Raw genomic sequence first — 20,084 nt, forward strand, 5'->3', positions numbered from 1 at the left:
GATGTCGCGGAACAAGGCGGTGGACCAGGCCGGGGCGTCCGCGCCCCACGGCGAGGCGCTCCGGCTGGAGGGGGTGCGCAGGGTCTACGGCGCGGAGGGCAACCAGGTCACGGCGCTGGACGGGGTGTCGGTGTCGCTGCCGGCCGGGTCGTTCACCGCGGTGATGGGCCCCTCGGGCTCGGGCAAGAGCACGCTGCTCCAGTGCGCCGCCGGTCTGGACCGCCCCACCGGGGGACGGGTGTTCGTCGACGGCGCGGAGCTCGCCGGCGACAACGAGGCCGCGCTGACGCGGTTCCGGCGGCAGCGCATCGGGTTCGTCTTCCAGCAGTTCAACCTGCTGCCGACGCTGACCGTCATGCAGAACGTCACGCTGCCGCTGAAGCTCGCGGGCCGCAAGGTGGACCGGCGGCACGCGCGGGCGATCCTGGAGCGGGTCGGCCTCGGCGAGCGGCTCGACCACCTCCCGGCCGAGCTGTCGGGCGGGCAGCAGCAGCGGGTGGCGATCGCGCGGGCGCTGGTCACCCGGCCCCGCGTGGTGTTCGGCGACGAGCCGACCGGCGCGCTCGACACCCGCAGCGCCCGCGACGTCCTCGGGCTGCTCCAGGAGGCCGTCCGCGTGTACGGGCAGACGGTCGTGATGGTGACGCACGACCCGGTCGCCGCGTCCTACGCCGACTCCGTGCTGTTCCTCGCGGACGGCCGCATCGTCGGCCACCAGCCGCAGCCGACCGCCGAGGCGGTCGCCGAGCGGATGACCCACCTCGCCGACGAGGTCGAGCGGCAGCGCGCCGCGGCGGGCGCGAACATGGCGGGAGCGAACCGATGATCGGGCTGGCCTTCCGCTCGCTGCGCAAGCGCGCCGGCGCGTTCGTCGCGAGCTTCCTCTCGATGTTCCTCGGCGCGACGATCCTGATGGCGTTCGCGTCCATGCTCGACACGGCCAACGGCGACAACGTCACCGGCACCGCGAAGAGCACCCTCACCACGATGGCGAGCGTCGTCGGCGGCTGGGGGCTGCTGCTGGTCGTCTTCGCCGTCACCTCGACCCTGACCCTGTCGGTGCGGCAGCGGGCCGCGGAGATGGCGCTGCTGAAGAGCATCGGCGCCACCCCCGCCCAGCTAGGCCGGATGATCGTCGGTGAGGCCGCGGGCCTCGCGGTCGTCGCCGCGCTGCTGGCGATCGCCCCGGCCGTCCTCGCGGGCCGGGCCCTGCTCGGCCTGCTGCACGACACCCACCAGGTCCCCGGCGAGGTCTCCTACTCCTTCGGGCCGATCGCGGTCGCGATGGGCCTCGGCATCACGTTCGTGTCCGCCACGCTCGCGGCGCTGCTGACCGCCCGCCGCGCCACCCGCGTCCGGGTCACCGAGTCGCTGATGGCCGCCTCCACCGGCACCGCGAAGCCGAGCCGCAAGCGCCTCGTGTTCGCCGGGCTGTTCCTCCTGCTCGCGCTGGACGAGGCGATCGTCACCTGCACGCTCATGCGCGACAAGGGCAGCGACGCGATGGCGACCTCCGGGCAGGCCGACATCCTCGCCGCGATCGGGCTGGCGCTGCTGTCCCCGCTGATCATGCGGCGGGTGACCGGCCTGCTGGCCGGGCCGCTGCGGATGCTCGGCGCGACCGGCGACCTCGCGGTCACCAACATGCGCCGCCGGACCGGCGCGATGGCCGCCGCCGTCACCCCGATCATCCTGTTCACCGCCACCGCCGTCGGCACCCTGTTCCTCCAGGCCACCGAGAACGCCGCGACCCGCGCCGCCGGGGTCGCCAAGACCGCCGACCAGAAGGGCATCGAGACGCTCAACCTCGTCGTCATCGGGATGGTCGTCCTGTTCACCGCCATCATGCTGGTGAACACCCTCGTCGCGGCCACCGCGCACCGCCGCCGCGAGTTCGGCCAGACCCGGCTCGCCGGGGCCACGCCCCGCCAGGTGCTCGGCACCGTCGCGCTGGAGTCGGTCATCCTGACCGTCACCGGCGTCGCCTGCGGCACGGTCGCGGCGGTCTTCACGATCGTCCCGTTCGGGATCGCCCGCAAGGACTCGCCCACCCCCGACGGCAGCGTCTGGACCTACCTCGCGGTCGTCGCGCTGGCCGCCGTCCTCACCGGCGCCACCGCCTACGGCGCGACCCGCCGCGCGCTCCGCACCCCCGCGGTGAACGCGGTCATGCCCTGACCCCGTCCCGCGGACGACCGCGAGCGGCCCTGACGACCCCCCGTCGCCAGGGCCGCTCGCGGTTTCGCCGTCGGGTTCGGCGCCCCCGTGTCAGCGGTCCTCTCGCTCCGCCTCCTCGGCGACGCGCTTGATGGCCGCGAGGCGGCGGTCCCAGTCGGCGGCGAGCGCGCCCATCCAGCGCGCCGTCGCGCTCAGGGCGGCGGACCGCACCGCGTAGCGGACCTCGCGCCCGACCCGCGCGCCGGTGACGAGCCCGGCGGCGTCCAGCACGGCCAGGTGCTTGACCACCGCCTGCCGCGAGACGGGCAGCCGCCCGGCCAGCGCGGTCGCGCTGGCCTCGCCGTGCTCGGCGAGGGCGTCGAGGATCGCGCGCCGCGTCGGGTCGGCCAGCGCGGTGAGCACGCCGTCGACCGGCGCCCCGCCGGCGCCGTCAGAGTGATCGGTCACGTTCGTCGGTCACGCCTTTTCGACGCGGGCCTTGAAGTTCTCCAGCACCTCGGGCCAGCCTCCGCTGTTGTCCTTGACCGCCTGGGCGCGGAGGTCCTCCGACCCGGCCAGGGCGGCGAAACCGCTCTCGACGACGCGGAGCCGCGTGCCCTCGCCCTCGGGCGACAGCGTGAACTCCACGAGCGTGCTGTTGCCGTCGCGCGGCTCCTCGCCGGGGAACGCGCTGGCCCAGCGGTAGGCAAGGTACGTCGGCGGCTGGACCTTCTCCACCCGCACGGGGAAGTCGCCGTACTGGGCGTTGTGCGCCACCGTCGTCTCACCCTCCTTGGCCGCGCCGGGCGTCCCCGGCGTGTCGGACGCCCAGAACCCCGGGTCGGCCACCAGCGACCAGACCCGCTCCATGGACGCCGCGATCAGGGTTTCACGCTCGATCCGGTCCTCGCTCATCGGATGTCCCCTCTCGTTGTTCTCGTTCTCGTGCAACCCAAGAGTTGCACATGTCGGGCGTTAAGCGCAACCTTCGAGTTGCACTTCGTGGGACGGTGTTCGTGCGGTCGACGGCTGGAGTAGGGTGGGTGAGTACTCACTCATTGGGAGTTGATGATGAGCGTGAGCGAGGTCCGGGGCGGGCTCGCCCCGGGGACGGTCGTCGCCGGGGTCCTGCGCATCTGGACGGACGCGCGGCGCGTCGAGCGCGTCGCGTACGCGGTCGGCGGGCTGCTGCTGCTCTCCGGGGTGTTCCACCTGGGGGTCTTCGCCGTGGACGGCGGTCCCTGGGAGGGGCCGGTGTCGTGGCGCAAGGCCGTCACGTTCGGGCTGTCGTTCGGGCTGACGCTCATCACGATCGCGTGGGTCGCCTCCTACGTGCCGCTCCGGGACCGGACGCGCGGCATCGTGCTCGGGGTGTTCACCGCCGACTGCGTCGCGGAGGTCGCGCTGATCACCACGCAGGCGTGGCGGCGCGTCCCGTCCCACTTCAACATGGAGACGCCGCTCGACACGACGATCTCGCGGCTGCTGGCCGTCGGCGGCGGCATCCTGATCGCGACGCTGGTCACGCTCGCGATCGCCTCGTTCCGGGAGAACCCGGGGGTCGCGCCCAGCATGCGGCTCGCGGTGCGGGTCGGGTTCGTCGCGCTGATGCTCGCGCTGGCCTCCGGCGCCGCGATGATCGCGCGCGGTGTGACGGAGGTGCAGACCGGGCACCAGCAGCTCGCCTACCACGTGGCGGGGGCGCTGAAGCCCGCGCACGCCGTGACCATGCACGCGATCCTCGTCCTGCCCGCGCTGGCCTGGGCGCTGGCGCTCACCGGGCTCCCCGAGACCCGCCGGAGGCGGGTCGTCGCGATCGCGTCCTGGGCGTACGCGGCCGCGGCCGGGGTCGTGGTCGCCGTGTCGGTGGTGAACTTCGCCACCGCCTGATCGGCCTTTCGGACGGGTCGGCGCCGCCGGTGTCGGCCGTTCGGACGAGGGGCGCACCCCGGGCCGCGGGGCATACTGCGGCACCAGGGGGTGCCGATGGGAGAGCGCGAGCAGCGCCGCGTCATGCCCGAGGTCTTCGAGGCCGCCGAGCGCGACGAGCCGCCCGGCGAGCCCGAGCCCGGGCTGGTCCCCGCGCGCGACCCCGAGGACGTCGGCGACCCGCCGGGGGAGCCGCCCCCGAAGCCGCCGGGCGTCGTCCGGTCCGGCGCGGTCATGGCGGCCGGGACGGTCGCGTCCCGCTTCACCGGGTTCCTGCGGACGGTCGTGATCGGCGCCGCGCTCGGCACCGCGCTGCTCGGCGACGCCTACCAGGCCGCCGAGATGATCCCCTTCACCGTGTACCAGCTGCTCCTCGGCGGGCTCCTGACCAGCGTGTTCGTCCCGTTCCTGGTGAAGCGGCGGATGCGGGACGCCGACGGGGGAGCGGCCACCGAGCGGCGCCTGGTGGGCGTCGCGCTCGCCGGGCTCGCGGTGCTGACGGCCGTGGCGGTGCTCGCCGCCGACCGGCTGATCTCGGTGTACGCGGGCGGGTACGAGGGGCGGCAGCGCGAGGTGACCGTGCTGCTCACCCGCCTGCTGCTGCTCCAGATCTTCTTCATCGGCGTCAGCGGGCTGTCGGGCACGCTCCTGAACGTCCGGCAGCGGTTCGGCGCGCCGATGTGGACGCCGGTCGTCAACAACCTCATCACGATGGCGGCCGGGCTGGCGTTCCTGTGGATCGCCGGGCCCGGCCGGACGACGCAGACCGTCACCGACGCGCAGCTCACGCTGCTCGGCCTCGGCTCGGCGGCCGGGACGATGGCGCAGAGCCTCCTGCTCGCCTGGACGCTGCGCGCCGCCGGGTTCCGCTGGCGGCCCCGCTTCGACCTGCGCGGATCCGGGTTCGGCGAGGCGCTGCGGACGGCGGTGTGGATGCTGCTGTACGTCGTCGTCGCGCAGGCGGGGGTGCTCGTCACCGCGAACGTCGCGACCCGCGCCGGGCGCCGCGCCGCCCTGGACGCGGGCCACGCCGTCGCGGGCAGCGGGCTCGCCGCCTACCAGTTCGCGCTCGTGGTGTTCCAGCTCCCGTACGCGGTCATCGCCGTGTCGGTGATCACCGCGCTGCTGCCCCGGATGAGCGCGCACGTCGCCGGGGGGCGCCGCGACCTGCTCCGCGACGACTTCTCCCGGGGGCTGCGGCTCGCGTGCGCGCTGCTCGTCCCGCTGTCGCTCGGGATGCTGGTGTTCGCCGTCCCGGGATCGGTCGCGCTGTTCGCCTACGGCAGCATGACGCCGGACGGGGCGCGCCGCATCGGCGCGGTCCTGACCGTGCTGGCGGTGATGGTCGTCCCGTTCACGCTGCACCAGCTGCTGATGCGCGTCTTCTACGCCCTCGGCGACACGCGGACGCCGAGCCTGATCGCGGTCCCGGCCGGGGTCGCGCAGGCGGTGACGGCGTTCGCGCTGCTCAGGTTCGTCCCGGCGCGCCAGGTCGTGCTGTGGCTGCCGGTCGCCTACGGCCTGTTCTACCTGGTCGGGGCGGTCTGGTCGGCGCTCGTCCTGCGCAGGCGGCTCGGCGGGCTGGACGGGCGCCGCATCGCGCGGACCCTCGTCCGGCTGCACGTCGCCGCGCTGCCCGCGATGGCGTTCGCGGCGGCGGTCGTGTGGGGGTTCGGGCACATGCACGGCGACCGCCTCCCGAGCGTGCTGGCGGTCGTCGTCGGCGGGCTCGGCGGGGGAGCGCTCTACCTCGGCGCGGCGCGCCTGCTGCACGTCGCCGAACTCGGCTACTTCACCTCGCTCGCGCGGTCCCGCCTCCGGCGGGCATGACCGGGAGCGCGGCGGGAGTAAGCGGGGGCGTCCCCGCGTTGCTTGCGGACATGACGGAATCACCGGCCACGGTCCTGCGGTACACGGCGTTCACCACCGACCCGGGCGGGGGCAACCCGGCGGGCATCGTCCTCGACGCGTCCGGCCTGGACGAGGCGGACATGCTCGCCATCGCCGCCGACATCGGCTACTCCGAGACCGCCTTCCTCACCGGCCCCCCGGAGGGGCTGGGCGAGCCGGGGCGGGCGTTCACCGTCCGCTACTTCAGCCCGAAGGCCGAGGTCTCGTTCTGCGGGCACGCGACGGTCGCGGCCGCCGTCGCGCTCGCCGAGCGGCACGGGCCCGGCGCGCTGACGTTCGCCACCCCCGTCGGCGTCGTGCCGGTCGAGGTCGCCCCGGCCGAGGACGGGACGCCGCGTGCCACGCTCACCAGCGTCGAGCCGTCCGTCCAGGACGCCGGCGCGGACGAGGTCGCCGAGGCGCTCGCCGCGCTGCGCTGGGACGCCGCCGACCTGGACCCCGCGCTCCCGCCGCGCTTCGCGTTCGCCGGGGCGCGGCACCTCGTCCTCGCCGCCGCCACCCGGGCGCGGCTGGCCGACCTCGACTACGACTTCGACCGGCTGGCCGCGTTCATGACCGCCCGCGACCTGACCACCGTGCAGCTCGTGTGGCGCGAGTCGGAGCGGGTGTTCCACGTCCGCGACCCGTTCCCGGTCGGCGGCGTGGTGGAGGACCCGGCGACCGGCGCTGCGGCCGCCGCGTTCGGCGCCTACCTGCGCGAACGCGGCGAGGTCGGGGACGCGGCGACGCTCACCCTGCACCAGGGCGACGACATGGGCCGCCCCGGCGTGCTGACCGTGGAGCTGCGGGCGGACGATCCGCGCGTGCGGGTCTCCGGCGCCGCCGTCCCCATCACCGGCTGACCACGAGGGGGCCCAGCGCGCCGCCCGCCTTCCACCGGGACCAGGGGAGCTGCCAGTAGCCCCAGCCGTTGTCCCACTCCAGGGCGCGGTCGGTGCCGGTGACGGTGACGACGTCGCCGCGCAGCGAACCGCCGTAGAACCAGCGCGCGAAGTCCGGCGGGGCGTTGACGCAGCCGTGGCTGACGTTCGCGCGTCCCTGCGACTCCGCCGACCACGGCGCGGAGTGGACGTACTCGCCGCTGCTGGAGATCCGCACGGCGTGCCGCACCTTCAGCTCGTAGTAGCGCGGGTCCGCCCGGTCGGTCACGCCCATCCACGCCGACGACATCACGACGGGGTCGCCCTTGCCCATCGTCAGGTGGACGCCGCTGGTGGTGGTGTAGGCACGGCGTCCGCCCTTGCCCGCGCTGATCCCGACGGTCCGGACGGGACGCCCGTCCACCCGGACGGTCATGCGGTGCCGCCGCGTGTCGACCGTGCTGACCCGCGCGGGGCCGACGCGGAACGCGGTGACGTCGCCGGACGCCCCGTACACGCCCGGTGCCGACCGCACCCCGGCGGTGTGGGCGAGGAGCGTCACGCGCTGCCGCGCGGGCCACAGCCGCCGGGGCCGGAACACGACCTGCCGCGGCGACGTCCAGCGCCAGGCGCCGACGACCCGCCGCGACGCCCGCAGCTCCAGCGACCGCTCGACGGCCGCGCGGCGCGCCACGGGGCGGTCGAAGGTGACGATCACCGGCATGCCCACCCCGACGACCTCCCCGGGACGCGGGGCGACATCGCTCACCCGGAAGGTCCCGGACGGGCGGAGCGTCGCGAACGTGGACGCGGCGGAGGTGCGGGCGCCGCGCTCGTCCTTCCCGGCGGCGACGACGGTGACGGCCGTGCCCGGAGGCAGCGTCCAGCGTGACCGCCAGGACCGGCGGTCGCGCGACAGGCGCCCGGCCACCGGCTCGGATCCGGCGCGGACGGCCACCCGGCCGAGCGTGCCGCGCCGGGCGAGGACGGCGACGCGCCCGTCGGGCGGGACGTCCCGGGAGCCGTCGGCGGGTGTGATGAGGATCGGCGGCGCCTGCCGCGCGGCCGACCGGGCGGGCCGCGGCGGCGATGTGCGCTCCGGCCGTCCGGCCTCCGGAGGCGTGCCCGGCGAGCATCCGGTACCCGTCATCACCAGCAGGAGCAGGGCCGTTCCGGTGACCCGCTCCCCGAACTCGCGCAATGTCCCGTCCCGCCGCTTGTCGCATACCAAAACCCTCCGTAGTGAAGTACCTACGGAGGGCGATTTTGGCAAGCCGGACGCCGGATCCGCTCTCGGTCAGGCGCCGCGGGCCTTGCGGGGGAGGAGGAACGCGACCAGGAACGCCACCGCGGTGAGGCCGAGCGTCAGCCCCGCGACGAGCTTCGCCGCCTCCAGCGCCGCCTGCTCGTGGCCACCCGTGCCGGAGTCCATCGTCCCGAAGAACACCGTGCCGAGGACCGCGATGCCGAGCGAGGCGCCGAGCTGCTGGACCGACTCCAGCGCCGCCGAGGCCGAGCCGACCTCGTGGTCGGCGATGCCCGCCACGATGATGTCGAACAGCGGCACGAAGATCATGCCCATCCCGGCGCCGAACAGCAGCAGCGGCGCGGCCAGGTGCCAGGCCCCGAGGCCCGTTCCCGCGACCTCGAACACCGCGTACAGCGCGGCCAGCCCGGCGGCCATCAGCGTCAGCCCGATGTGCAGGACGTGCCGTCCGAGGCTGTTCATCGCCATGCTGCCGAACGCCGACCCGACGAACGCGCCGACCGCCCAGGACGCCATCGCGAGGCTCGCGTGCAGCGGGGTGTAGCCGAGGCCGAGCTGGAGGAACATCCCGGCGGCCAGCGAGAACCCGGCGATCAGCCCGAAGAACACGACCACGAACAGGACCCCGGAGCTGTAGGAGCGGTTCGCGAACACGCTCAGCCGCAGCAGCGGCGCCCGCCCCGCCGCGCCCCGCCGCCGCTGGTGGACGGCGAACAGCGCGAGCACCGGCACCGACCCGGCCAGCAGCGCCAGCGACCACGCGGGCCAGCCGAGCTCCCGGCCCTGGACGAGCGGGTAGACGAGCATGCTCATCCCGGCGCCGCCGAGCAGCATCCCGGTCACGTCCATGCCGCCGGAGCGGTCGGTGCCCGCCGGGGCGGGCAGCACGCGGGCGCCGACGACCAGCGCGTACGCGCCGACCGGCAGGTTCATCAGGAAGATCGCGCGCCAGCCGGTGCCGAACAGGTCGGCGTCCACGAGCACGCCCGCGACCACCGGGCCGAGGATCGTCGCGAGCCCGATCACGGGGCCGAACAGGGCGAACGCCTTGCCCATGTCCCGCGCGCCGAACAGGTCGCGGATCAGCCCGAAGCACTGCGGGATCATCACGGCCGCGAACAGGCCCTGCACCACCCGGAAGCCGATCAGGGTCGCCGGCGACCAGGCGAACGCGCACGCCGCCGAGGCGACCAGGAACCCGGTGGCGCCCGCGAGCAGCACCGGGCGGCGGCCGAACATGTCGCCGAGCCGCCCGCCGGTGAGCAGCGCCACCGCGAGGGCCAGGGTGTAGCCGGCGGCCATCCACTGGAGCGCCGCGAGCGACCCGCCGAGGTCGGCGCGGATCGCGGGCGCGGCCACGTTGACCACGGTGGAGTCGAGCAGGTTCAGCAGGGTCGCGGCGAGGATCGCCGACAGGCCGAGCCAGCGCCGCGGGTGCGGCGCGGACGCCGCGGGGGTGTCGATCGGGGTCTCGATCGCTGCGGTCACGGTGGTCGCCTTCCGTTAGGAGCGGAATGTTCTGTTCCGATGATAGCAGAACGGAACGCTTCATTCCAATAGTCACGGAGGGGTTCGGGTGGGCTGTGGTGGTTCGTCCCCGCGATGCCATACGCTTCGAACATGGACGAGGTTTCGGCCGGAGCCCCACGGGACCCCGGCTCCTCCGCGCCCGAGCGCGGCAAGGGCGGTGGCCTGCGGCGCTTCCTGCGGCGCATGGCGTCCAGCAAGGCCGAACTCGAGGCCGAGGAGCTCCAGAAGACCACCGACGACGAGGGCGCGACGCCCATCACCGACTGCGCCGAGCGCAAGCGGCACTGCGTGGCCGGTACGCTGCGTACGGTGACGCTCCGTCCGCGGGGCGGCGCCCCCGCCCTGGAGGCCGAGCTCTACGACGGCACCGACGTGATCAACCTGGTCTGGCTCGGCCGCCGCAAGATCGCCGGCATCGACCCGGGCCGTCGGCTCCGCGCCGAGGGCCTGGTCAGCCTCCAGGACGGGCGCAAGGTCATGTTCAATCCGCGATACGAGCTGCGCGGCGGCTCGTGACACCGGCCGGCCGGGAGAGCGACGTGAGCGAAGACGTGGGCGAAGCGGCGGCGACCGCCCCGAGCACACCGAGCACACCGAGCACGCCCGACCCGAGCGCGCCGTCCGAGCCGGAGCCCAGGCCCGAGGCCGAGGCCGCCCACGACACCGTCGAGGCGGCGGTGCGGGCGCAGCTCGCCAAGGCGCTCGGCGGGGTCCGGGGGATGGTCGAGGCGGCCGTCCCGACGCTCGCCTTCACCGGCACCTACGTCGGCACCGACGAGATCAAGACCGCCGTCGCCGCCGGCGTGGGCGCGGCGGTGGTGCTGCTGCTGGTCCGGATCGCGCAGCGCTCCAACCCCCAGTTCGTCCTGAACAGCCTCGTCGGCATCGGGATCGCGGCGTTCTTCGCGCTGCGCTCGGGCAAGGCCGAGGACGCGTTCCTGCCCGGCATCCTGCTCAACGCCGGCTACGCGGTCGCCATGATCTTCTCGATCGCGGTGCGCTGGCCGGTCGTCGGCTTCATCATCGGCTCGGTCACCGGCGACCCCACGGCGTGGCGGTCCGACCCGGGCATCCTCAAGCTGTGCATGCGGCTCACGTGGCTGCTCGTGCTGCCCTGCGCGGTGCGCGTCGCCGTCCAGTACCCGATCTACCTCGCCGACGGCGACCAGAGCGGCCTGCTGGGCGCCGCCAAGATCGTCATGGGCTGGCCGCTCCAGGTGGCGGCCCTCGCCGCGATGCTGTGGCTCCTCGCCAGAGGCCGCACCCCCATCGAACGCGACGAGGACCCCGTCCTCAACCCGCGCGACTCCTGACCCACGAGAAAGGCGCCACGGACCGTCCCGTGGCGCCTTACATGTCGGCCCGCGTCTTGAAGCCTCAGCGCGCTCCGAGGAGTTCGGCCAGTTCGTCCTCGACGTCCTGGCTGGCGACGAACATCAGCTCGTCGCCGGGTTCGAGGGTGTCGTCGGCGGACGGGACGAGCACGCGCCCCTCCCGCAGGATCGCCACCAGCGCCGTGTCGCGCGGCCAGGCCACCGACCCGACCCGCTCGCCGCCGAGCGGCGCGTCCTCGGGCAGCGTCAGCTCCACCAGGTTCGCCTCGCCCTGCCGGAACGTCATCAGCCGGACGAGGTCGCCGACGCTGACGGCCTCCTCCACGAGCGCCGACAGCAGCCGCGGCGTGGACACGGCCACGTCCACGCCCCACGACTCGTTGAACAGCCACTCGTTCTTCGGGTGGTTGATCCGCGCGACGACCCTCGGGACCCCGTACTCGGTCTTGGCCAGCAGCGACACGACCAGGTTGACCTTGTCGTCGCCGGAGGAGGCGACCACGACCTGGCAGCGCTCCAGCGCCGCGTCGTCCAGCGCGGAGATCTCGCACGCGTCGGCCAGCAGCCACTCGGCGCGCGGCACCATCTCCACCTTGATGGCCTTCGGGCTCTTGTCGATCAGGAGCACCTCGTGCCCGTTCTCCAGCAGCTCCTGCGCGATGGAGCGGCCCACCGCGCCCGCCCCCGCGATCGCGACCCGCATCAGGCGTCCTCCCCGCTCCGCGCCGCTACGGCGGCGTTCACCCGCTCCAGATCGTCGGCGCGGGCCATGATGTGCACGATGTCGCCGTCCTGGATGACCGAGTCCCGCTCGGGGACGAGCGCCTCGCCCATCCGGGACAGGAACGCCACCCGCGTGCCCGCGTGCTCCTCCAGCGCGGACACCTTCTCGCCCACCCACAGGTGCCCGGTGTCGAGCTCGGCGAGCACCACGGCGCCGGTCGGGTCGCGCCACAGCGGCTCGGCGCCCTCGGGCAGCAGCCGCCGCAGGATCTGGTCGGCGGTCCACCGGACGGTCGCGACCGTGGGGATCCCGAGCCGCTGGTACACCTCGGCGCGGCGCGGGTCGTAGATCCGGGCGACGACGTTGTCGACGCCGAACGTCTCGCGCGCCACCCGCGCGGAGATGATGTTGGAGTTGTCGCCGCTGCTCACGGCGACGAACGCGGACGCCTGCTCGATCCCCGCCTCGGCGATCACATCGCGGTCGAAGCCGAACCCGGTGATGCGGCGCCCCCGGAAGCCGCTGCGCAGCCGGCGGAAGGCCTCGGGGCTCTGGTCGATGATGGCCACCGAATGGCCCTTGTCCTCCAGGATGTGGGCGAGCGTCGACCCGACGCGCCCGCACCCCATGATCACGATATGCACGGCCGTTCCTTCGATTCGTCCAGGAGGACGGTCCCCCTGGAGCCCCCGCGCCGTGCACGGCATTCGTCGTGGGCTGCCGACGCCGTGCGCACCCGAGGATCGCTTCACAGTGAATGATCCCTGCCGGGCTGCAAACCTACACATCCGCCCAGGAGAGGGCTACCCGCCTGGGCTTTCGCGGGTTCGCCGGAGCGTTCCGCCCCCGGGCCGCGCGCGGGAGGCGGGCCCACCCGGAGTGATCGCCACGACGGGCTAGAGTCTCGTTCGTGTCTAAGGTTCCGGACCTTGTGAAGCGGGTGCTCCTGGGCCGCGCCCTGAGCAGCTCCCAGCAGCACGAGCAGCTCCTGCCCAAGCGTATCGCGCTGCCCGTGTTCGCCAGTGACGCCCTGTCGTCGGTGGCGTACGCGCCGCAGGAGATCCTGCTCGCGCTCGGCGCGGGCGGCCTCGCCATGTACCACTACACCCCCTGGGTGGCCGCGGCCGTGGTGGTGATCCTGCTCACCGTGGTCGCCTCGTACCGGCAGAACGTCCGGGCCTACCAGAGCGGCGGCGGCGACTTCGAGGTCGCCACCACCAACCTCGGCGACAACTGGGGCGTGGTCGTCGCGAGCGCCCTGCTCGTCGACTACGTGATGACGGTCGCGGTGTCGGTGTCCTCCGGCGTCGAGAACCTCGGGGCGCTGCTGAAGTTCATGCAGCCGCACGAGGTCGCCGTCGCGATCGTCATGGTCGTGCTCATCACGATCGCGAACCTGCGCGGGCTGAAGGAGGCGGGCGTCGCCTTCGCGGTCCCCACCTACCTCTTCATGTTCGCGATCGGCAGCATGCTGCTGTGGGGCCTGTTCCGGCTGGCCCTCGGCACCGACCTGCAGGCCGAGACCGCGAACTACGACATCAAGGGGAACGAGACCGACCTCGCCGGATTCGCGCTGGTGTTCCTGCTGCTGCGGGCGTTCTCCTCCGGCTGCGCCGCGCTGACCGGCGTCGAGGCGATCAGCAACGGCGTTCCCGCGTTCAAGAAGCCCAAGGGCGACAACGCCGCCACGACGCTGCTGATGCTCGGCGTCGTCGCGATGACGATGTTCGGCGGCGTGACGGCGTTCGCGTTCATCACCGACGCCAAGTTCGCCGACCCCGACGCGGACGTCCACATGATCGACCCCGCCACCGGCAAGGCGGTCGCCGACGCCGACCCGGTGATCGCGCAGGTGGCGCACACGGTGTTCAGCAACTTCAGCCCCGGCTTCGCGCTCGTCACCGCGATGACCGCGCTGATCCTGTTCCTGGCCGCCAACACCGCCTTCAACGGCTTCCCCGTCCTCGGGTCGGTGCTCGCGCAGAACCGCTACCTGCCCCGCCAGCTCCACACGCGCGGCGACCGGCTCGCCTTCAGCAACGGCATCCTGATCCTCGCCGCCATGGCCGGACTGCTGATCTACGCCTACGACGCGTCCGTCAGCCGCCTGATCCCGCTGTACACCGTCGGCGTGTTCGTGTCGTTCACCGTCAGCCAGATCGGCATGGTCCGGCACTGGAACCGGCTGCTGGCCGGCGAGGACGACGCCGCGCAGCGCCGCCGGATGAAGACCTCCCGGGGCATCAACGCCTTCGGCGCCACGCTCACCGGCATCGTCCTGATCGTCGTGCTGATCACCAAGTTCGCGCTCGGCGCCTACATCGTCTGCATCGCGATGCCGGTGCTGTTCCTGCTGATGCGGGGGATCAGGCGGCACTACGACCGGGTCGCCGAGGAGCTCGTCCCCTCCGGCGAGGACGTCACGCTCCCCGCCCGCAACCACGGCATCGTGCTCGTCTCCAAGATCCACAAGCCGACGCTGCGGGCGCTGGCCTACGCGCGGGCGACCCGTCCGTCCTCGCTGGAGGCCGTGACCGTCGCGGTGGACGCGGAGGAGTCGCAGCGCCTCCAGCAGGAGTGGGACGCGCTCGACATCCCCGTCCCGCTGAAGATCCTCGACTCCCCGTACCGGGAGATCACCCGGCCCGTCCTCGCCTACGTCAAGGGGGTCCGCCGCAAGAGCCCCCGCGACGTCGTGACCGTGTTCATCCCCGAGTACGTCGTCGGCCACTGGTGGGAGCAGCTCCTGCACAACCAGAGCGCCCTGCGCCTGAAGGGGCGGCTGTTGTTCCAGCCCGGCGTCATGGTCACCAGCGTGGCGTGGCAGTTGCACTCCTCCGACCGCCTGAAGGGCCGCGCCGAGCCGCCGGGGCCCGGCGCGTCCCGCCGCCCGCCCCGCGCGGCGGCCGACGCACGCCCGGGTGGCGGTAGTGTTTCGGACCGTGACTGATCAGGACACGGGCCTTCTCGAACTAGAGGTCGGCAACGTCGCCAACGGCGGATTCTGCGTCGCCCGGCACGAGGGACGCGTCGTCTTCGTCCGGCACGCGCTGCCCGGCGAACGCGTCCGCGCCCGGGTCACCGACACCACGCGGAACTTCCTGCGCGCCGACGCCGTCGAGATCATCGAGGCGTCCCCGGACCGCGTCGTCCCGCCCTGCCCCTTCGCCGGGCCCGGACGCTGCGGCGGCTGCGACTGGCAGCACGCCTCGCTGCCCGCCCAGCGCGCGCTCAAGGCCGCCGTCGTCGAGGAGCAGCTCCAGCGCCTCGCCGGGATCACCCGCACGGTCGTCGTCGAGGAGGTCCCCTACCCCGTCGACTCCGAGATCGTCCCGCCGCCCGGCCTGGGCTGGCGCACCCGCGTCCAGTTCGCGGTCTCCGGCGGCGCCGTCGGCCTGCGCCGGCACCGCTCCCACGACATCGAGCCCGTGGACGAGTGCCTGATCGCCCACCCCGGCGTCGAGCTGATGGGCATCGAGCGCAAGCGCTGGCCCGGCGCGTCCGGCGTGGAGGGCATCGTCTCGGCGACGACCGGCGACCGCCTCGTCGTCCTGCGCGGCCGCGACCGCCGCAAGATCCGCGTCCCCCGGCTGGACGTGCCGGTCCGCCTCGTCCGGGGCAAGCCCGAACCCGGCGCGAACCTGCCCTACGTCCGCGAATCCGTCTCCGGCCGCCTCTTCCAGGTCAGCGGCAGCGGCTTCTGGCAGGTCCACCCCGGCGCGGCCCAACTGCTCGCCGACGCCGTCGTCGCCGCCCTGGAGCCCAAGCCGGGCGACATCGCCCTCGACCTGTACTGCGGCGTGGGCCTGTTCGCGGGCGTCCTCGCCGACCGCATCGGCCCCGACGGCCTGGTCGTCGGCGTCGAGTCCGACGGACAGGCCGTCCGCGACGCCCGCTTCAACCTGCGCGACCTGCCGAACGTCTCCATCGAGCGCGGCCCGGTCGAGGAGGTCGTCGCCGACCTGGAGTTCGGCCGCGCCGACTCCTCGTCCCGCACCCAGAACAAGCGCGGCGGCACCGGCCACCAGGGCGGCACCCACGTCCGCCGCGCCGACCTGGTCGTCCTCGACCCGCCCCGCACCGGCGCGGGCCGCGAGGTCGTCGACCACATCGCCCGCCTGGCCGGCCGCAAGATCGCCTACGTCTCCTGCGACCCCGCGACCCTGGCCCGCGACCTCTCCTACTTCGGCGAGAAAGGCTGGACCCTGGAGACCCTCCGAGCCTTCGACGCCTTCCCCATGACCCAGCACGTAGAACTCCTGGCGACCCTCGTCAAAGGCTGACTCCCACCCCGACCTGCGAGTTCATGGGAATCGTTGGGTCGGCATGTGACACGATCGGCCCTGTTCTCGACCCTTCCGACGCACCGGGCACGCACGATCATGGTGCGCTCGTGTGGCCGGATCGTGACAGGTGTGCCCCTCAGCGCGTCCGGTGGCGGCGACGGTACGTCCCACATCCGTCCCCCGCCGCGACGCCCTGTGAGAGGACCCTCATGCCCAAGCTCGCGGTGCTTGTCGCCGTCACCGTCGCCCTCACCGTCACCGGCTGCGGCGGCGAGGACGAGCCGGACACCGAGAAGCAGGCAGCGGCGGCGGCGCCCGCGCCCAGCGCGATGCCGACGACCCAGCGGCTCACCTGGGGTGAGGCAGCCCAGGTGAGCGGTTCCAACGGCGGGAGGATTCGCGTCACCCCGCTCGCCGTGCTCTACACCCCCGGCGCCAAGCAGAGCGGCAAGGCCGAGAACGGCCTGTACGCCGTCATCTCCCTCAAGGTGGAGGCGGTCGACAAGCCGGACACCACGGCAGGTGGAGCGGGCGGCGGCCTCCAGTGGCGCGGGGCGGGCCGGACCATCGCCACCGGCGACGGGAACACCGCGACGACGGCGTGGATCGGAGCAGTCCCGGAGTTCGACTCGCTGATCGAGCCGGGCCGCCCGCGCGAGGGCATCGAAACCTTCGACGTGCCGAGCAAGGGCGGGCGGCTCGTCTACCTGAACCCCGAGGACCGAACGATCGCCGCGAGCTGGGACATGCCGGCGACCGACCAGGGAAGCACGCTCGGCCTGGCGAAGGTCCACAAGCGGATCAGAATGTTCAGTTAGGCGGGTAGCGGTACGTCACCACGGGGCCATGGTCGCGCCGGAACGGCGGACCGAGGATGGGCCCGTGGCCAAGGACGGGGACCGCCGTCCCCGCGAGTGCGGCGCCTGCCAGGGCGAGGGCGGGCACTGTGCCGACGACGGCAAGGACGAGGACACGGCCCGCGTGGAGCGCTCCTGGGTGAAGTGCCTTACGTGCAATGGGGCCGGGTTGGTCTGATGCAGGACTGGGACGCTTCCGCCTGCGAGCACTGCGGCGGCACCCGGCGGCTGCTGATGGCCGGCCGCAACGGGCGCTGGATCGAGGTGGACTGCTGGCACTGCGGCGGCACCGGCGACCAGGGCGGTCGGCCGCCGGATGCCGGGCCGCCGGATCTGAGCGCACCGCGTCCGCCGGTCGGCCGGCACGCCGTCGTGGAGGAGTCCGGACTGTGTCCGGGCTGCCTCGGCGCGCGGGAGGTCGTGAGCCTTCAACCGGGCATGCGCGGCCGGGCACCTTGCCCGCGATGCGCCGGCCCCGGTGGCAGGGTGCCCCACGCTGTCCTGGCCCGCGCGTCCTTGGGAAGGGCTGTACCGCGTCGGCGCGGCGGCCGTTGGAGGGCGCGGCAGCGGCCGTCCATGTGCGGCTGGACGTCCGACACAGGGATCGCCGTGGACCTGGCCGCATCGGCCCGGACCCGCCGCCCGCCCGGGCATCGTCGTCTCCGGGCGGGCGGCTTTGTCCTTCCTTCCGTAGCCGTGCCGCCGCGTCTTGGAAGCGGGCAGAGACGGGGCGGCGCCGCAGGCTTGATGACCGGCATCGTGCCTCGCCGCCGCCCCGCCCTGCTTCGTGCGGGCCGCTCTCTTATGGGCGAAATGGGCCTTTATCGCGTTGGGCTTAGTCGGGGACGCGGGTGTAGTCGCCCCTTCTGCCGTCGGGGGTGGTGACCGTCAAATGTTTTCCGTCCGAGGATACGATGCAGGTACTGGCGCCCCTGCTCGTTCCGCAGTCGAGGATGGCCCGGTAGGTTCGCTGCTGTTTCTCCGCTTTGAAGGTTCCAATGCAGCCTAGGCTCCCGCCCTGAGCGGACATGGTGCCGTCGTCGCGGAACTCGGCCGTTATCTGGTCGCCCTCATCGCCCTCGTCGCGCCATTTGCCGACGATGGGGCCGGGGCTGTTGGAGCACCCGGAGACCAGTGTGATCATTATTGCGGTGAGCACAAGTAATCCGCGCGGCATCAGACCTCCTGAAATCGGTCCTAGCAGCGTGCCCTATTGGACGGGCGGCCTCAACGAGTTAGCGAAAGTTCATCGTGCGGCGGTAGGGCGGGAGAGGGCCCGCGTTGTTGAGGATGGCGGTGCAGGCGGTGTTCGCCGCGCAGGCCTGGGCCGGATTCTTGGGGTTCAGGAGGGTGTTGTCGGTGAAGGTGAGGTCGTTGGGGTCGCCGCATTCCTGTTCGGCGGTGGGCCAGGCTCCGGGGAAGGTGCGCCGGGCGACCCAGGAGGGGACGGCGTCGTCCCAGAAATTGCCTACATAGCGGACGTTCTGGACTGGGCGGTCGCCCCATACCTCGCTGCATCCGCCGATCGCCGCCGCGTAGTCGAAGGTGGCGTTGCGGTTCACGGTGACATAATTGGTGCTGTCGTCGGTGTAGATTCCGACGTTCCATTCGGGGTGCTTGCTGTCGTTGACGGCGTTTCCGCTGATGACGGCGCCGTCCGCGAACGAGGTGCCCTGTTCGCCGCGCAAATAGATGCCGCCGCCGTCCGGTAGTGCGAGGTTGGTCTGGAAGATCCGGTTGTTCAGAATCCGGTTGCGGTGCATGATCCCGCGCAGGTCGTCGCTCGGGCCCGAGAGGATGCCGCTGTAGGGGACGTGGTCGACCTGGTTGTGGGCGAGCGTGGTCTCGGAGGTCGCGGTGTCCCAGATACCGGACGAGGCGCGGTAGTCCACGCCGATGTGGTGGATCCAGTTGTTGGTGATTCGGTTGCCCCGGTTCACGCCCTTTTCGGCGGGCGGGACGACGCCCAGCAGCACGCCGCCGTCGGACACGTCGGTGATCACGTTGCCGTCCACGACGTTGTGCGAGCTGTTGTCGGAGATCTCCAGGGCCTGCCCGCCCAGGTGCACGAAGCGGTTGCCCTCGAACCTGATCCGCTCGGCGGTGTGGAACGCGAGGTTGCCGGGGACCGTGCGCAGGCCGTCCGGTCGCATGTACATGCTCCAGGCCGACGCGAACCCGGCGGGTTCGCTGGGGGCGAGCCAGGTGGCGTGGGCGAAGGTCAGGCCCCGGAAACCGATGTCGTGCAATGGGCGTCCCGGGCTTCCGGCGCCGTTCACCAGGGATTCCAGGACGGGTGCGACCACGTCGGCGCGCCGCATGTCCTGGTTTTCGCGCGGCATGTACAACAGCGCATGGTGTCCCGGACGGGAGCGGTCGAGATACCAGCCGCCGGGCTCGCGCAGGAAGGTCGGCGAGTTCTCGACTCCGGATACCTCCGCCATTGCTTCGGCCCCGTACAGCTCCTTGGCCAGCGACCAGCAGGGCTCGTCCATGGTGATCGTGGAGTGTTTCGCGTCACCGGTGATGCCTGCTATGCCGCAGCGGCCCTCGGCGTAGCCGTATTCGTAGAGGACCTCTATGTCCCGGGGTGATTTCCACGTCTGCGGGACGGTGCTGTCGGTCTCATAACCGGTCCTGGTCGCCTTGAAATCACCGGGAAGGCGTTTTCTGACGGTGGTGCGGGTGGCGCGCCGGCCGTCCACATAGAGCTGCCGGGTGTCGAGCGAGCCCACCTCGGCGCGCCAGACGCCCTTGAGGCCCGGGTCCGGCCGCCAGTTCGTGATCTTCCGTCCGCCGCTGACGGCCACGGGCTCCTGGTGTCCGGTGCCGTAGCCGGCGGCCTGGTAGATCACGCGGTGCCCGCCGCTTCCGGAGTCGCCCGCCTCCTCCGTCATCCGCAGCGGCGCGTCCAGGGTGTAGGTGCCCGCGCGCAGGTTGACCACCAGGTCGGCCTTCATGCGGGACGTCCGTTCGCGCACGGCCCGCTGAGCCCGCTGGAGGGTCGCGAAGGGCTTCCCGGCGGTGCCCGGACCCGCGTCCTCGCCCCAGGGGGCCACGTACAACTGGTCCGGGCCCGGTTCGGCCCACGCGGGCGGCGGCGCCACCGCGACCAGCGCGCCCGCCGCGAACACCGCTGCGGCACCCCGTTTGACCATCGTCAAGGCTCCTCCTCGGTCGGTCTCGTGCCGCCACTGTCCCGCCGGACGCGCCGGGGCCGCGTCGTCCG

The 20,084-nt window shown here is 72.9% G+C and carries 19 protein-coding genes; 11 read left to right on the forward strand and 8 right to left on the reverse strand.

Annotated elements, in window-relative coordinates:
- The first annotated feature begins 1 nt into the window (after position 1).
- A complete protein-coding gene (locus tag GNZ18_RS05665) occupies positions 2 to 826 on the forward strand; it encodes an ABC transporter ATP-binding protein (protein ID WP_156215034.1) in 825 nt (274 codons plus the stop codon).
- Positions 823 to 2,178: an FtsX-like permease family protein gene (locus GNZ18_RS05670; protein ID WP_156215036.1), complete on the forward strand. Its 1,356-nt coding sequence runs from the start codon at positions 823 to 825 to the stop codon at positions 2,176 to 2,178. Before GNZ18_RS05665 ends, GNZ18_RS05670 begins: the two co-directional genes overlap by 4 nt.
- A 90-nt stretch (positions 2,179 to 2,268) precedes the next feature.
- Here GNZ18_RS05670 and GNZ18_RS05675 read toward each other — a convergent pair whose 3' ends face one another.
- Together GNZ18_RS05675 and GNZ18_RS05680 are read right to left on the reverse strand one after the other, a co-directional pair.
- The gene (locus GNZ18_RS05675; protein ID WP_308166144.1) at positions 2,269 to 2,625 is read right to left on the reverse strand and encodes an ArsR/SmtB family transcription factor; all 357 of its coding nucleotides are present in this window, start codon (positions 2,623 to 2,625) and stop codon (positions 2,269 to 2,271) included.
- Between the two features lie 9 nt (positions 2,626 to 2,634).
- Positions 2,635 to 3,072: an SRPBCC family protein gene (locus GNZ18_RS05680; protein ID WP_156215037.1), complete on the reverse strand. Its 438-nt coding sequence runs from the start codon at positions 3,070 to 3,072 to the stop codon at positions 2,635 to 2,637.
- 156 nt (positions 3,073 to 3,228) lie between these two features.
- Between GNZ18_RS05680 and GNZ18_RS05685 the strand changes: the two genes are divergently transcribed.
- The 3 genes from GNZ18_RS05685 to GNZ18_RS05695 all read left to right on the forward strand — a co-directional run bounded on the left by GNZ18_RS05685 (position 3,229) and on the right by GNZ18_RS05695 (position 6,839).
- Positions 3,229 to 4,047, forward strand: a complete 819-nt coding sequence (locus tag GNZ18_RS05685) for a hypothetical protein (RefSeq protein WP_216651174.1) — start codon at positions 3,229 to 3,231, stop codon at positions 4,045 to 4,047.
- Between the two features lie 96 nt (positions 4,048 to 4,143).
- Positions 4,144 to 5,916: a murein biosynthesis integral membrane protein MurJ gene (gene murJ, locus GNZ18_RS05690; RefSeq protein WP_246249454.1), complete on the forward strand. Its 1,773-nt coding sequence runs from the start codon at positions 4,144 to 4,146 to the stop codon at positions 5,914 to 5,916.
- Between the two features lie 50 nt (positions 5,917 to 5,966).
- Positions 5,967 to 6,839, forward strand: coding sequence for a PhzF family protein (locus tag GNZ18_RS05695; protein ID WP_156215039.1), 873 nt, complete (start codon positions 5,967 to 5,969; stop codon positions 6,837 to 6,839).
- Here the strand turns inward: GNZ18_RS05695 and GNZ18_RS05700 are convergent.
- Both GNZ18_RS05700 and GNZ18_RS05705 read right to left on the reverse strand, forming a co-directional pair.
- A complete protein-coding gene (locus GNZ18_RS05700) occupies positions 6,829 to 8,058 on the reverse strand; it encodes a L,D-transpeptidase (RefSeq protein WP_156215041.1) in 1,230 nt (409 codons plus the stop codon). The genes GNZ18_RS05695 and GNZ18_RS05700 overlap by 11 nt on opposite strands.
- A gap of 96 nt (positions 8,059 to 8,154) precedes the next feature.
- Entirely contained in the window at positions 8,155 to 9,612 is a 1,458-nt protein-coding gene (locus GNZ18_RS05705) for an MFS transporter (RefSeq protein WP_214618773.1), read from the reverse strand.
- A 132-nt stretch (positions 9,613 to 9,744) separates the two neighbouring features.
- Here GNZ18_RS05705 and GNZ18_RS05710 point away from each other — a divergent pair, with 132 nt between their 5' ends.
- Entirely contained in the window at positions 9,745 to 10,170 is a 426-nt protein-coding gene (locus tag GNZ18_RS05710; RefSeq protein ID WP_156215043.1) for an OB-fold nucleic acid binding domain-containing protein, read from the forward strand.
- A 23-nt stretch (positions 10,171 to 10,193) separates the two neighbouring features.
- The gene (locus GNZ18_RS05715) at positions 10,194 to 10,967 is read left to right on the forward strand and encodes a DUF3159 domain-containing protein (RefSeq protein ID WP_376766260.1); all 774 of its coding nucleotides are present in this window, start codon (positions 10,194 to 10,196) and stop codon (positions 10,965 to 10,967) included.
- 64 nt (positions 10,968 to 11,031) lie between these two features.
- Here GNZ18_RS05715 and GNZ18_RS05720 read toward each other — a convergent pair whose 3' ends face one another.
- Positions 11,032 to 11,691 carry a potassium channel family protein gene (locus GNZ18_RS05720; RefSeq protein WP_156215045.1) on the reverse strand — a complete coding sequence of 220 codons (660 nt, stop codon included), beginning with the start codon at positions 11,689 to 11,691 and terminating at the stop codon, positions 11,032 to 11,034.
- Positions 11,691 to 12,356 (reverse strand): potassium channel family protein, encoded by a 666-nt coding sequence (locus tag GNZ18_RS05725; RefSeq protein ID WP_214618774.1) that lies wholly within the window; start codon positions 12,354 to 12,356, stop codon positions 11,691 to 11,693. Before GNZ18_RS05725 ends, GNZ18_RS05720 begins: the two co-directional genes overlap by 1 nt.
- A 266-nt stretch (positions 12,357 to 12,622) precedes the next feature.
- Here GNZ18_RS05725 and GNZ18_RS05730 point away from each other — a divergent pair, with 266 nt between their 5' ends.
- The 4 genes from GNZ18_RS05730 to GNZ18_RS05745 all read left to right on the forward strand — a co-directional run bounded on the left by GNZ18_RS05730 (position 12,623) and on the right by GNZ18_RS05745 (position 17,033).
- Positions 12,623 to 14,662 (forward strand): APC family permease, encoded by a 2,040-nt coding sequence (locus GNZ18_RS05730; protein ID WP_214618775.1) that lies wholly within the window; start codon positions 12,623 to 12,625, stop codon positions 14,660 to 14,662.
- Positions 14,655 to 15,995: a class I SAM-dependent RNA methyltransferase gene (locus GNZ18_RS05735; RefSeq protein ID WP_214618776.1), complete on the forward strand. Its 1,341-nt coding sequence runs from the start codon at positions 14,655 to 14,657 to the stop codon at positions 15,993 to 15,995. Before GNZ18_RS05730 ends, GNZ18_RS05735 begins: the two co-directional genes overlap by 8 nt.
- Before the next feature lie 212 nt (positions 15,996 to 16,207).
- Positions 16,208 to 16,816 carry a hypothetical protein gene (locus tag GNZ18_RS05740; protein WP_156215047.1) on the forward strand — a complete coding sequence of 203 codons (609 nt, stop codon included), beginning with the start codon at positions 16,208 to 16,210 and terminating at the stop codon, positions 16,814 to 16,816.
- A gap of 64 nt (positions 16,817 to 16,880) precedes the next feature.
- The gene (locus tag GNZ18_RS05745) at positions 16,881 to 17,033 is read left to right on the forward strand and encodes a hypothetical protein (RefSeq protein ID WP_156215049.1); all 153 of its coding nucleotides are present in this window, start codon (positions 16,881 to 16,883) and stop codon (positions 17,031 to 17,033) included.
- Between the two features lie 657 nt (positions 17,034 to 17,690).
- Here GNZ18_RS05745 and GNZ18_RS05750 read toward each other — a convergent pair.
- Entirely contained in the window at positions 17,691 to 18,032 is a 342-nt protein-coding gene (locus GNZ18_RS05750; RefSeq protein WP_156215050.1) for a hypothetical protein, read from the reverse strand.
- 58 nt (positions 18,033 to 18,090) lie between these two features.
- Entirely contained in the window at positions 18,091 to 20,013 is a 1,923-nt protein-coding gene (locus tag GNZ18_RS05755) for a right-handed parallel beta-helix repeat-containing protein (RefSeq protein ID WP_156215052.1), read from the reverse strand.
- Between the last annotated feature and the right edge of the window lie 71 nt (positions 20,014 to 20,084).

The organism is Actinomadura litoris (genome assembly GCF_009733595.1).
Lineage (GTDB): Bacteria > Actinomycetota > Actinomycetes > Streptosporangiales > Streptosporangiaceae > Spirillospora > Spirillospora litoris.

Bases quoted from the DNA above. Each gene is read 5' to 3' on its own strand.
- GNZ18_RS05665 (WP_156215034.1), top strand. From the start codon at position 2: ATGTCGCGGAACAAGGCGGTGGACCAGGCCGGGGCGTCCGCGCCCCAC.
- GNZ18_RS05670 (WP_156215036.1), top strand. From the start codon at position 823: ATGATCGGGCTGGCCTTCCGCTCGCTGCGCAAGCGCGCCGGCGCGTTC.
- GNZ18_RS05680 (WP_156215037.1), bottom strand. From the start codon at position 3,072: ATGAGCGAGGACCGGATCGAGCGTGAAACCCTGATCGCGGCGTCCATG.
- GNZ18_RS05685 (WP_216651174.1), top strand. From the start codon at position 3,229: ATGAGCGTGAGCGAGGTCCGGGGCGGGCTCGCCCCGGGGACGGTCGTC.
- murJ (WP_246249454.1), top strand. From the start codon at position 4,144: ATGGGAGAGCGCGAGCAGCGCCGCGTCATGCCCGAGGTCTTCGAGGCC.
- GNZ18_RS05695 (WP_156215039.1), top strand. From the start codon at position 5,967: ATGACGGAATCACCGGCCACGGTCCTGCGGTACACGGCGTTCACCACC.
- GNZ18_RS05710 (WP_156215043.1), top strand. From the start codon at position 9,745: ATGGACGAGGTTTCGGCCGGAGCCCCACGGGACCCCGGCTCCTCCGCG.
- GNZ18_RS05720 (WP_156215045.1), bottom strand. From the start codon at position 11,691: ATGCGGGTCGCGATCGCGGGGGCGGGCGCGGTGGGCCGCTCCATCGCG.
- GNZ18_RS05740 (WP_156215047.1), top strand. From the start codon at position 16,208: ATGCCCAAGCTCGCGGTGCTTGTCGCCGTCACCGTCGCCCTCACCGTC.
- GNZ18_RS05750 (WP_156215050.1), bottom strand. From the start codon at position 18,032: ATGCCGCGCGGATTACTTGTGCTCACCGCAATAATGATCACACTGGTC.
- GNZ18_RS05755 (WP_156215052.1), bottom strand. From the start codon at position 20,013: ATGGTCAAACGGGGTGCCGCAGCGGTGTTCGCGGCGGGCGCGCTGGTC.